This window comes from Catenibacterium sp. CAG:290, assembly GCF_000437715.1.
Lineage (GTDB): Bacteria > Bacillota_I > Bacilli_A > Erysipelotrichales > Coprobacillaceae > Catenibacterium > Catenibacterium mitsuoka_A.
The window spans coordinates 13,314-26,259 of record NZ_FR898871.1 but is presented as its reverse complement, the minus strand read 5'-3'; the positions used below and the strand labels follow the sequence as shown (position 1 = coordinate 26,259).

Annotated in this window: 13 protein-coding genes; 2 read left to right on the top strand and 11 right to left on the bottom strand. The window is 34.4% G+C overall.

What is annotated here, in order from left to right:
- From QVO42_RS10315 to QVO42_RS10280, 8 genes are all read right to left on the bottom strand, one after another.
- Nucleotides 1-344: AAA family ATPase (locus QVO42_RS10315; protein ID WP_288164381.1), on the bottom strand; the 344-nt coding region annotated here is incomplete at its 3' end.
- Between the two features lie 287 nt (nt 345-631).
- Entirely contained in the window at nt 632-1,585 is a 954-nt protein-coding gene (locus QVO42_RS10310; RefSeq protein ID WP_022426023.1) for an ABC transporter ATP-binding protein, read from the bottom strand.
- Nucleotides 1,572-2,672, bottom strand: a complete 1,101-nt coding sequence (locus QVO42_RS10305) for an ABC transporter ATP-binding protein (RefSeq protein ID WP_022426022.1) — start codon at nt 2,670-2,672, stop codon at nt 1,572-1,574. Before QVO42_RS10305 ends, QVO42_RS10310 begins: the two co-directional genes overlap by 14 nt.
- Nucleotides 2,673-2,674: 2 nt before the next feature.
- On the bottom strand, nt 2,675-3,607 hold the full coding sequence (locus QVO42_RS10300) for an ABC transporter permease (RefSeq protein WP_022426021.1): 933 nt from the start codon (nt 3,605-3,607) through the stop codon (nt 2,675-2,677).
- A 1-nt stretch (nt 3,608) separates the two neighbouring features.
- A complete protein-coding gene (locus QVO42_RS10295; RefSeq protein WP_006504301.1) occupies nt 3,609-4,556 on the bottom strand; it encodes an ABC transporter permease in 948 nt (315 codons plus the stop codon).
- Between the two features lie 87 nt (nt 4,557-4,643).
- Nucleotides 4,644-6,263, bottom strand: coding sequence for a peptide ABC transporter substrate-binding protein (locus QVO42_RS10290; RefSeq protein ID WP_022426019.1), 1,620 nt, complete (start codon nt 6,261-6,263; stop codon nt 4,644-4,646).
- Between the two features lie 281 nt (nt 6,264-6,544).
- Nucleotides 6,545-7,531 carry a hypothetical protein gene (locus QVO42_RS10285; protein WP_022426018.1) on the bottom strand — a complete coding sequence of 329 codons (987 nt, stop codon included), beginning with the start codon at nt 7,529-7,531 and terminating at the stop codon, nt 6,545-6,547.
- 76 nt (nt 7,532-7,607) lie between these two features.
- A complete protein-coding gene (locus tag QVO42_RS10280) occupies nt 7,608-8,948 on the bottom strand; it encodes an MATE family efflux transporter (RefSeq protein ID WP_022426017.1) in 1,341 nt (446 codons plus the stop codon).
- Between the two features lie 136 nt (nt 8,949-9,084).
- Here QVO42_RS10280 and QVO42_RS10275 point away from each other — a divergent pair, with 136 nt between their 5' ends.
- Both QVO42_RS10275 and QVO42_RS10270 read left to right on the top strand, forming a co-directional pair.
- Nucleotides 9,085-9,630, top strand: coding sequence for a hypothetical protein (locus QVO42_RS10275; RefSeq protein WP_022426016.1), 546 nt, complete (start codon nt 9,085-9,087; stop codon nt 9,628-9,630).
- Nucleotides 9,630-9,893: a DUF1292 domain-containing protein gene (locus QVO42_RS10270; protein ID WP_022426015.1), complete on the top strand. Its 264-nt coding sequence runs from the start codon at nt 9,630-9,632 to the stop codon at nt 9,891-9,893. Before QVO42_RS10275 ends, QVO42_RS10270 begins: the two co-directional genes overlap by 1 nt.
- A gap of 34 nt (nt 9,894-9,927) precedes the next feature.
- Here QVO42_RS10270 and QVO42_RS10265 read toward each other — a convergent pair whose 3' ends face one another.
- From QVO42_RS10265 to QVO42_RS10255, 3 genes are read right to left on the bottom strand one after another with little or no spacing between them, the layout of a single operon-like run.
- The gene (locus QVO42_RS10265; protein WP_022426014.1) at nt 9,928-10,416 is read right to left on the bottom strand and encodes a methylated-DNA--[protein]-cysteine S-methyltransferase; all 489 of its coding nucleotides are present in this window, start codon (nt 10,414-10,416) and stop codon (nt 9,928-9,930) included.
- A gap of 40 nt (nt 10,417-10,456) precedes the next feature.
- Nucleotides 10,457-11,905, bottom strand: coding sequence for a glycoside hydrolase family 1 protein (locus QVO42_RS10260; protein ID WP_022426013.1), 1,449 nt, complete (start codon nt 11,903-11,905; stop codon nt 10,457-10,459).
- A 32-nt stretch (nt 11,906-11,937) separates the two neighbouring features.
- Nucleotides 11,938-12,804: an N-acetylglucosamine kinase gene (locus QVO42_RS10255; protein WP_022426012.1), complete on the bottom strand. Its 867-nt coding sequence runs from the start codon at nt 12,802-12,804 to the stop codon at nt 11,938-11,940.
- Nucleotides 12,805-12,946 lie beyond the last annotated feature (142 nt).

Sequence of the window (12,946 nt, the reverse complement as noted above, 5' to 3'; positions counted from 1 at the left end):
ACCGGGAATGATGTCCCTTGATGTAAATCAATATCCGTGAATGAACAGGCACATACAATATGATATTCAGGTACATTTTCATTGAAATATTTTAAAGATGTTAAGGCTCTAGGTACTTCCTGTACTTCATCAAATATAAGAAGTGTGTTGTCAGGATCAATTTTATGACCACAATACAATTCAATCCCAGTTATTAAACGATTTGTATCTAAATCATACGAAAACAAATCTTCCATAGTTACATTATCTTCAAAATTAATATAAACAGTATGAGTATAAGCTTTCTTACCAAACTCTTTCATCAGCCATGTTTTACCTGCATGTCTTGCACCCTGTATAATCATTGGCTTACGATTTGGCTTTTCTTTCCATTTGAATAATTCTTCTATTGCGTATCAATACATAGAGACACCTGCCTTATTATTCCTTTATATCACCTTTTTACATTTTTTACAGCGAAAAAATGTGTTACTTATACACTTTTTACAGTGAAATAATGTAGTACCTATACACTTTTTACAGCGAATAAATGTGTTACAACTACACTTTTTACATTGAATAAGTGTAGTGGTTCACATTTTTAGAGCCTAAAAAAAGACTATCACACATTAAGTGTCATAGTCTTTTGATGTTATAATTTGAAGTTTGCTGCGTCTTTCTTGAACTGTTCAACATCTTCATCAGTACCTAATACAAAGTGTGTATCAGTGATCTGATGCTGAGTACCAGCTGCATAATCAAGACCGCTTGTTTCATAATCATAAGAGAATGATTTTCTTACCTTCTCTACTCTTGGGTTAGAATGAGGGATGGCAGATAATAATGATCTTGTATATGGATGGAGAGGATTACTAAAGATTTCATCTGCAGTTCCTGTTTCTACTAAGTGACCTAAATGTAATACACCAATTCTATCAGAGATGTATTTAACCATTGATAAGTCATGAGCGATAAATAAGTAAGCAGCACCTGTTTCTTTCTGCATCTTCTTCATTAGGTTTACAACCTGTGCCTGAATAGATACGTCTAGGGCTGAGATTGCTTCATCGGCAATGATTAGATCAGGGTTCATAATTAAGGCTCTTGCGATACCAATACGCTGTCTCTGACCACCAGAGAACTGGTGTGGGAAACGGTTCGCATGTTCTTTTGATAGACCTACCATCTCAAGAATCTTATAAACCTTTTCTTCTCTTTCTTTTTCATCTTTATAATCATGATGAATATCAAGACCCTGAGCAATAATATCAATAACCTTCTTACGAGGGTTTAAACAAGCCATTGGATCCTGGAAAATCATAGCCATCTTAGTACGTAATGTCTTAAGAGCTTTATTAGACATCTTACCAGTGATATCTTCACCTTCGAAAATGATCTGACCATCAGTTGGATCATATAATCTAATAATAGCACGACCAGTAGTAGATTTACCTGAACCAGATTCACCTACTAAACCATATGTTTCACCTGGCATGATTTTGAATGAAATACCATCAACGGCTTTTACAGTAAACTTTCTACTTGGATAGAAATACTGTTTTAAATTCTTGACTTCAAGAATTGGAGTCTGACTATTCTTGTCCATTATTTGGTACACCTTCTTTCATCATGTTATCGATTCTCTTTCTTAATGCTTCAGGCATTTCTACCTTTGGCGCATTTGGATGCATTAACCAGCTGGCTACCTTATGAGTTGTAGAACCTTCTACTTTGAACATAGGTGGTTCAATTCTCTTATCGATATTTAATGCATATTTATTACGTGGTGCGAATGCATCACCTTTGATTTCTTTTGTAACGTTTGGTGGTGAACCAGGAATTGTATATAATTCTGGATCATCAGTATTTAAATCAGGCATTGCTGATAAAAGACCCCAAGTATATGGATGTAAAGGTCTGTAGAAGATATCTTCGATAGAACCTGTTTCTACAATCTTACCTGCATACATAACGTTTACGAAGTCAGCTACCTTAGCAACTACACCTAAATCATGTGTGATATAAATAACTGAAATACCTTTTTTCTTCTGTAAGTCCTGAATTAATTCAAGAATCTTAGCCTGGATAGTTACATCTAGGGCTGTTGTAGGTTCGTCACAGATTAATACATATGGATCACAAGATAAAGCGATTGCGATAACAACACGCTGTCTCATACCACCAGATAACTGGTGAGGATAGTTCTTCATACGTTTTTCTGCGTTAGTGATTCCTACTTCTTCAAGAAGTTCTACAGCCTTTTTATATGCTTCTTCTTTAGATGTTCCATAATGATACATCATTGGTTCCATAATCTGTTTACCAATTGTCATTGTTGGGTCTAGAGAAGTCATTGGATCCTGGAAGACCATCGCAATCTTACGACCACGGATTTCCTTTTGGATTTCCTTTTCTGTCATCTTAGTGATATCTACTGTATGTTTTTCATCAGTATCTGGATCATGCCAAGTATAGTCGATTGAACCACTTTCAATACTACCATTCTTAGCTAAGATACCCATGATAGCTTTTGTAGTAACTGATTTACCTGAACCAGATTCACCTACAATCGCAATTGTTTCTCCTTTATAAAGGTCTAAGTTAACACCACGGATGGCATTCACTTTCTTACCTTCAATCTTAAAGGAGATATTTAAGTCTCTGATTTTTAAAATTCTTTCTCTGTCAGCCATAATTACATCTCCTTCATAGTAGGATCAAGTGCATCTCTTAAACCATCACCTAATAAGTTGAATCCTAACATTAATACTGCAAGGATAATAGCTGGGATAGTCATCTGAGTTGGATATACTGTGAATACTTCGAAACCTGAGTTGATCAAAGTACCAAGTGAAGCCTGAGGAACAGTTAAACCTAAACCAACGAATGCTAGATATGCTTCATAGAAGATTGCATTTGGGATAGTCATCATAGACATGATGATTAACTGTCCAAAGATGTTTGGTAAGATTTCCTTGAATAAGATAAAGATATTGCTTGCACCTAATGTTCTAGAAGCAAGAATGAATTCATCTTCCTTGATCTTTAATACCTGTGCTCTTGTGATACGAGACATAGGAATCCATTCAGTGAAGATTAACGCAAGAATAACGGTATATAAAGAAGGCTTTAATACTGTTAAAAGAATAGTTAATACTACTAGTGTTGGGATAGAGTTGATGATTTCCTGAATTCTCTGAAGGACAGAGTCAATTAAACCACCAAAGTAGCCAGAAATTAAACCATAAGTCATACCAACTACGATATCAATAACTACTGCAACTAATGCGATAATTAATGAAATACGAGTACCCTGCCAAGTTCTTACGAACAAGTCACGGCCATATTTATCAGTACCAAAGAAATGAGTACCATTTGGAAGAATATTCGCAATACTTGTATCAATTGCATCATATTTCCAATGAGAAATCATTGGTACAAAGATAGCAAGTAAAGCAATGATAATAATACAAGCTAAACCAAAGATTGCACCTTTGTTCTGAGTAAAACGATAAACAACATCTTTCCAAGCAGGTCTTGCAGGAGCAACTTCATCAATGTTGATATTCTGTTTATCACCGATAAACTCAAAATCATCTGGCAAAAATTCATATTTCTTGTCATCCATCTTAGTTGTCCCCCTTTCCTAAACGGATACGTGGATCGATAATACCATAAGATACATCGATTACTAACATCATAACGATATACATGAATGCATATAAGAATGAACATGCAACGATGATGTTGTAGTCATTGGCACGAATACTGTTAATTAATAGCTTACCTAAACCTGGTACAGAACAGATCTGTTCTACTACCATTGTACCAGTCATCAAGTTAACTAGGATCGGACCTAAGATAGTGATTACTGGAATTAAGGCATTACGTAATGCATGCTTGAAGATTAATGTCTTACGATCTAAACCTTTAGCCATTGCAAGAGTCATATATTCACTATTTAATACAGAAATCATTTCTGTACGAGTGAAACGTGCTACGTTGGCAATAACGCTCATAGATAAAGCGATAACTGGCAATATAGATGAGAAGATTGGATTCATATCATCATACATTGTTGGTAAGATACGAAGATCATTACTGAACAAGATAACAAGTAATAATGCGAATACGAATGATGGGATAGATACACCTAAGATAGAAATAATAGTTGCGATTGTATCCCAAATAGTGTTCTTGTTTAATGCAGCAACGATACCAAGTAACATACCTACTAATGTACCTAAGATACATGCAGCGATACCATAAGCAAATGAGATCTTAGCTGCGTCAAATACTAATTCAGAAACATTCTGATCTTTGTATAAAACATAAGAAACACCGAAGTCGCCTGATAACATATTCTTTAAGTATGTACCATACTGTACTAGAACCGGCTTATCAAGACCATATTTTGCCATAATGACTTTCTGCTGTTCTGGACTCAACTTTTCTGAGTTGAATGGAGAACCTGGCATACAACGAGTCATAATGAACAGAACTGTTAGTATAACAAATAGAGTAATTGCTGAAATAAGCAATCTCTTTAAGATATACCTAATCATGGATTTATCCATATAAATATCACACCTTTCATTTAAAAAAGAAGAACACATTATAGCAAGAGCTATAATGTGTTTATTCTCACTATGTTCTGTTTATTCTTATTTGATAGTTACGTATTTGAATGTATAAGGAACACCAACTGCTGAATGAACAAGTCCTTTTACATTCTTAGCCTTTAATGCTGCAGCACCCTTTTCGAATACTGGAATATAAGCTAAATCATCAAGTGCAGTCTTTTCTACCTGAGTCATTAAGTCCCAACGTTTATTTAAGTCTGATTCAGCCTGAACCTGTTTCATTAATGAATCAACTTTAGCGTTGCTGTACTTACCATAGTTATTCTGGTTACCAGTTAAGAATAAGTTTAAGTAAGTTGTTGGATCAGCATAGTCTGGACCCCAACGAGTACATACAACCTGGAAGTTACCATTTGCTTCTCTGTTATAGATTCTGTCTTTCTTAACAGTTGCAACCATGTTTACCTTTAAGCCTTTTAACTTAGAGAATGAACCCTGTAAGTATTCAGCCATAGTATCCATTGGAGATTCATCAGTACCATATAATAAATCAATAGTGATTGTATCAGTACCTAATTCTTTCTTAGCAGCATCTAAATATTCCTGAGCTTTCTTCTGATCATAGCTTACATATTTATCTGCATCATCACGGAAATCTTTACCAGCTGGGCTCTTAGATAACTGAGATGGAACGAAACCAGTTGCAGCCATAGAACCATCTTTTAATACGTTTTCACATAAATCTTTTCTATTGATTGCATAAGCTAAAGCTTCTCTTACGTTCTTGTTAGCAACAGTGTTGTTCTTGAAGTTTACCTGTAAGTAGAATAAGTAACCTTCATTGAAAGTAGTGAATGTATCTTTACCTTTATACTTATCTACTAATGTAGAGTTGATTGTTGCATAGTCAACTTTACCATTATCGAAGTTCTGTGCAGCAGTCTTAGGATCCTGTACTAAGTACATCTCAAGATTCTTAGTTGCTACTGTTTTAGCATCATAGTACTTATCATTCTTAGTGAATGTTGCTTTGTTACCTTTAACCCACTTAGTCATCTTATAAGCACCATTAGATAATGTGTACTCTGGCTTAGTACCATAGTTCTTACCACATTTTTCAACGAACTTTTCGTTCTGTGGGAAGTAGCATGGGAATGCCATTAAGTCTGTGAAATATGGAACTTTGTTTTCAAGTTCTACTACTAAAGTCTGATCATCTTTAGCTGTAACACCAAGAGTAGCCATCTGTTCATCAGTTGCATTAGCACCTAATTCCATAAGGGCATCTGCGTTCTTAACTGAAGCACCTCCGCTACCTAACATATAAGCATAGTTACCAGCATCTTTGATGATCTTACGCCAAGAATAAACGAAGTCATTTGCAGTAACCTTATCACCATTTGTCCATTTTGCATCTCTTAAGTGGAATGTATAAGTCTTACCATCATCACTTACATCCCAGCTCTTAGCAATTGCAGGTGCAGTCTTACCTTTTTCATTAACGGCTGTTAAACCATCTGTAATAGCATGAATTGCGTTGAATGACATACCATCATCAACTACTGTAGAATCCATACCCTGGATATCTAATTCACTTGCAAATCTGAATGTATCAGTATCTGTCTTAGAACCACAGCCAGCTAACATTCCTGCAGCAGTTGCAGCGGTAAGCAATACTTTTACTGTTTTACCTGTTTTCATATATTCTCCTCCTGTAGTATTTGTTTTCTACTATGGTGATTAGTTTAGTCTAAAAATTGTATACTGTCAACATAATTTCACACATTTTTTTGTATTTTAGTGACAATTCTTATTTTTATTACTGTATTTACTAAATTCTAAACATGTATGTCTATTTTTTAGTAACTTTTTATCACTTTGATAATAGATTGTACTGAATTCTGTACAATATTTTAAATTGTAAAGGACGTATATACAAAAAATGAACAATACAATCCTGTATTGTTCACTTTATGTGTTTTCTATTTTCTCAGCTTATTTTGGTAGTCCTGCAAGGCATCTGTAGCATAAGATCTTGCATTAGATTCGTTGATCTGATTGTAGTATTTTGCCTTATTTGTAACTTTGGTAGAGAATTCTTTCTTATAAGTGTCAATGATACGATAGTCAAACAACTTACTATAATCACTGCTCATTGTGTCATAAGATTCTACAAGGGCATATTCATAAGCATGATATGAACTATGAAGCAATGCCTCTAGTAGAGTTGTAGAAGATGCATGATCTAATTGACTGATATCAAAAGTAATTTCTTTTGATTTATTATTATACTGACAATAGGCATGTGTTAAGTGACTTCCAGCCCCTACTTTGATTCTTGCAGATATCCCGAGATAGTCTCTTTCGTTATTACATATAGTCTGTAATGTATTGAGCTTCTCTTTACGTGTGAGTTTAGACCAGTTATGTAAGCTTTCAAGTGATTTTTCATCATATTTTCTCATATAGACATCTGTATTATTTGTAATCTTTGTAGATGATTGAATGATAGAAGAACCAAATAAAGTAAAACTTAACACAATGACAAGTGATAAAAGAGAAGCTAAACCAATCACTAGCTGTGATTTTTCTAAGAGTGAGTTATAGTTTCTTCTTTTTACTTTATAGAAGTAAAATCCTACATAAACTAGATCAAGACCAATAAGTAATACCCATACTATTCCTAGGGGTATAGGAAGAAGTAACATATAGGCAAGTGTTGTATAGATACCAAAAGGTATGAGTACGTTTGTCGCAATGCTTAAGTAGTTTCTTCTATCATCCTTTTCAAAGTAGATGAGTCCAAAGCTAAGTACTGTAAGCAAGAATAATACAAGCTTAGATTGTAGTAACGAACAGCCCGGAATCACTCTAAAGATAAATATGCAGAATATAATAAGAGTAACAAAATATACAATGACTGCCCTAATAATGAAATCTTTAAGTGTAAATGTATTATGTTGTTTCATAGTTTTCCCTCCTAATATTAATTTTATCGTAAATACAAGTGAAAAAGAAGCCCAAAAGAAAAGCCAGAGAACTGGCTTAGACATTCGTGAGTTTTTTCTTTTTTACAACTAAATAGGCAATCACAATAGATGCAGAAGTCACTGCCCAGCTGATTGGGTAAACAACTAACACTGACTGGAATGTATGGATTCTTGCGAAGGCAATAAAGATCCAGGCAAGTCTTAATGCACATGTGAAGATGATACAGAGTACTGTAGAGATCATTGGATTTCCTAGTCCTCTGAGTGCACCTGACATGATTTCTATAGTCATATTGAGTACTTCAAATGTGACTACAATAGAAATACGGATACAGGCTATTTTCACAATGGCAGGATCTGATGTAAAGATTCCTGATAGGACTGGTGAGAATGATACGAAGAGTGCACTGATAGCACCAGTAAAAAGTGCACCAAGTAACATACACCATCTAATAGACTGGATGCAGCGTTTATAATTCTTTGCGCCATAGTTTTGTGATGTAAAGGTAATAGCTGCCTGAGCAAATCCTGTAATTAAGAAATAAGAATACATTTCAAAGTTCAAGGCAACAGTAGATGCTGCAACAATATCAGCACCTAAGCTATTAATAGCTGATTGAATGATGATATTAGAAATATTGAACAACATTCCTTGTATTGCAGCAGGAATACCTATAATAAGTATTTCTTTTGTATAGACCCATTCCATCTTCATATTGTCTAATCTAACCTGCAAAGCGCCTTCTTCTTTATATAAAATTCTAAAGAGTAATAAAGAACTTGTGGCATCTGCGATAGTAGTCGCTAAGGCTACACCAGCGACATCTAGCTTAAATAAAATGACAAATACTAAGTTCAATACAACATTAATAGTACCTGAAATAATTAAACAGTAGAGTGGTCTTTTGGTATCTCCACCTGCTCTTAGTATGGCAGATTCAAAGTTATAGATGGTTAAAAAGAACATCCCTATGAAACATACTCTTAAGTAGAGTACTGCAAGAGGTAGTACTTCTGTTGGTGTGGACATAAGTTCTAGTAGTGGACGGGCAATGATTTCTCCAATAATAGAAACAATAAAACCAGTAATAATAGATAATACAAGTGCAGTATGTATGGCCTGATTGGCTCTATCTTCTCTTTGTGCTCCTAAAAAACGTGAAATAATCACATTAGCTCCTACTGAGAAACCTACAAAGATTGTGATAAATAGATTAGTGATTGGGGCAGTACTCCCTACTGCCGCTAGTGAATGACTTCCTGAAAACTGTCCTACAGTCGCTACATCACAGGAGTTAAATAACTGCTGAATAATACTTGTAGCTGCCAAAGGTAATGCGAATGCAAGGATCTTATCCCATAATGATCCTTCTAATGGATTAATTCTTTTAGCCATAATTTCCCCCTTCTTGCCTATTCTATCTTTAAAGCACGCTTTAAGGTCAATACTATACTTATTTAATTTTTAGAATGCATTTTTTCACAATTAGAAATCATTTTCCTATATAATTAATATGAAAGGAGGTTTCATTATGAAGAAACTATTTACATTATTATTATCGTGTATGGTAGTGTTTGGTTTAAGTGCATGTACAAACAATAATAAGGATACAGGACAGAGTAATCCTACTAAACAAACTGATACACCAACACAAACAGAACAATCAATTGATGAAGCATTCTATAAGGATTTTAAAACAGCATTAGAAGAAAGATGGAAAATAGAAGAAAATGATGCAGAACTCACTACAGAAATCTATACTCGTTATGTAGATACTGAACTTAAATATCTAAGCAAGTATGAACATAAAGAAGATTCATTTAATAATCATGAAATTGGTGAAGCAGCTGAAGATTATGTAGAAGCCTTAGTTGAAGGTAAACAGATGGCTTATCTTATCGATAAGGATTATACTAAATGGCATCAGGAGTATGAGGATGAAGTATTTGAAGAAAGTACTGAAGCTATTTATAAGTTGAACGCTATAAAGAAGATTACTTTTGAAAATGAAGAGAACCAGAAGAAGTTTGATCGTCTTGTGAAATATGGTGAAGAATATAGTAAGAGGGATGACTAATGGATAATATTGTCGTATTGAATGATAATGAGGGAAATGAATTAGAGTTTGAATATCTTGATTTGATTGAACATAATGAAGAAACATATGTTGTGTTATTACCAGTAGATGATGAAGCAGATGAGGTAGTGATCTTAAGATGTGAAGAATCAGAGGATGATTCTGATGAAGAAAACTATCGTTCAGTAGATGATGAAGCACTACTTAATGAACTATTTGAAATCTTTAAAGAAAAAAATGCAGATAAGTTTGATTTTGATTAAGAACGAGGGGGGGCACCTGATGGTGCCCCCTTTATTATGCTTCTAATTTTAATAACGCTTCTTTTCTATCAATACCACCTGCATAACCTGTTAAGCTTCCATTACTGCCTAATACTCTATGACAAGGGACTATGATACTTATTCTATTATGTCCTACTGCACCGCCTACTGCCTGTGCAGAGAATCTTTTAACACCTCTTCTTTGTGCTAATATATTTGCTATTTCTCCATAAGTCATTGTATGGCCATAAGGAATATCACATAAAATCTCCCATACTTCTTTTTGGAAATCTGTACCTATGAAGTGAAGAGGAAAATCAATAGGTGGCTGTTCTTGTTTAAAATAGAGATCAAGCCATTTTTTTACTTTTAGAATAAGTTCTGTGTCTTTTTCTTCATAAGGTTCTTTTAATCCTGATGCATAATACTTCTGATTCTCAAACCATAAGCCATATACACCTATTTCATCTGTCGCAATAAGTATATCTCCTAGAGGAGATTGATAGTGTCCGATATAAGTCATATGAAATCCTCCATATGTCTATCATACTAAAAAGAATTCCTTAGTTGAATTGTTTATGCTTATTTTCAATAAAGTCATGATACCACTTAAAACTATCCTTCTTATATCTCTTATAAGTACCCTGACCTAGATTATTGGCGTCCACATAAACAACACCATAACGTTTTTCCATTTCACAGCTTCCTGCAGAAACAATATCAATAACACCCCACATAATATAACCTATAACGTCTACACCATCATCAATCGCTTCATCAATTTGTTTAAAGTGCTGTTCAAGATAATCTATTCTATATGGATCATGAATGAGACCATCTTCCATAATATCATGTGCACCAAGTCCATTTTCACATATAAAGACAGGTTTCTGTGTTCTATCATACATCTTATTCAACATGATTCTAAGTCCTACGGGATCAATCTGCCATCCCCAGTCACTTGCCTTAAGATGAGGGTTCTTTGTAGATACAACGAGATTACCCGCTGTCTGTTGACCATCTTCCTTACATGTTGCGATAGAACTTGAATAATATGAGAAGCTAACAAAGTCACATGTATATTTTTTAAGTAATTCTGAATCTTCTTCTGTAACAGTTAGATGAATATCATTTTCTCTAAAGAAACGATCCATATAGCTTGGATAATGACCATTCGCTAGTATATCTACCGCAAACCACTGATGGATTTCTTCATCTCTGACTGCTTTTAAGTTATCTTCTGGAGTAGATGTAAGTGGATAATAACAGAAACATGCCACCATACAGCCTGATTGACTCTTTGGAGAGAGTTTTTTCGCAATCTTAATTGTCTTAGCACTTGCTACAAATTGATGATGCAATGACTGGAATACGAGTGTCTGATTATAAGGCTGATCCTTTTCTTTTACTAATCCTACACCATTATAAGGACTAAAGTATCCAGCATTTATTTCATTAAATGGGAGGAAATAATCAATATATTCTCCCCAGTTTTCAAATACAACTGTCGCAAATCTTTCATAGAATTCAATCAGTTTTCTATTTGTCCATCCACCATAATTTTCTACTAGGTATAATGGAACAGCATAATGATTCATTGTGAGAAAGATCTTCATACCTGCTTTATGTACTTCTTTGAAGATATGATCATAGAACTTAATTCCTTCTTCATTAGGTGTTTCTTCATCTCCATGAGGATAAAGTCTTGCCCAGCTGATTGAGAAACGATAGATATCAATACCTAATTCTTTAAGTAAGGCAATATCTTCATCAATATGATGGTAACCATCACTACCCTGTCTAAATGGGTAGTGTCCTATTCCTTCACATTTCTTTGCTTCATCAATAATATCTTGTGTAAGTAATCTTGTAGATGTTGTCGCATCAGATGTTCTTTTTAGATAGGGTCTACAATCTTGTGTATCTAAGCCTTTACCGCCTTCTTTATAGCCACCTTCATACTGGCTGCTGGCAGTGGCTCCACCCCATAATATATCTTTTGTCTTTTTCATAGTTTCCTCCTTTATTAAAAAAACTAAGGTTTTCACCCTAGTTTCTTCGCAAGCTTGTAAGCACCATATTCCGGTGTATGGATAGGTGAAATAAGATAATCTACTGTTTCATTCAAAATAGGTAGAATATAGTGAGAAGCATGATCAAATACGCCTCCAATATAAGAAATACGAGGTGTTGAATCATGTTCTTTTAAGAGTGTTTTTATAAGTGAACGAATTTCTAATGCTGCCTGTTTATATATTTCTATCGCATAAGGATCTCCCTGATTGGCAGCTAATCCATTGATATAAGCATAGGATGCAATAGATGTACGATCAAGACTATTCATAAATGTGATAATATCATAATCAATATCTAGATGACATTCTTCCATAATTAGATCATAAAGCGCTGTCTTTTCTAGTCTGCCATCTATTTCTTTACAGAATGTATGAAACATCTTCTTCGCAATCCAATAAGCACTGCCTTCATCACCTAATTGATAACCCCAGCCTCCACAACGTGTGAGCTTATTATTCTTAAGTGATAAGGCAATACTGCCTGTTCCTGCAATGACCACAATGCCATCATGCCCATCTAATGCACCTTCTATCGCAATTCTTACATCACTTTCCACGACAAAAGGTCTATCTCCAAATGCTTCTTTACATATATATTCTATTTTGTCTCTTAGTTCTTTCTGTTGGCCATATCCTGCAAGTCCTGCACCAATAATGGCAGTATGATCAGGATCTAGCTGATTGACACCATCTCTTAATATTTCAATAGATTGATCTTGTGGCTGAGTTAAAACATGTACTGTAGGAAGGATTAATTCTTTTAAACGAGATCCTTTCTCATCAAAAAGAACCATCTTTGTTTTTGTACCTCCGCCATCTATACCTATATACAACATTTCTGTTACCTCTTAATTTTCAGATGCTTCGTTTGCCTTTTCTTCTTCTAATAATTCGTTATCATACATCTTAAAGAATGGATAATACATAATAACTGAAAGTATAATTAGTACAATACTTAATACTGCTGCTCTCCAGTCA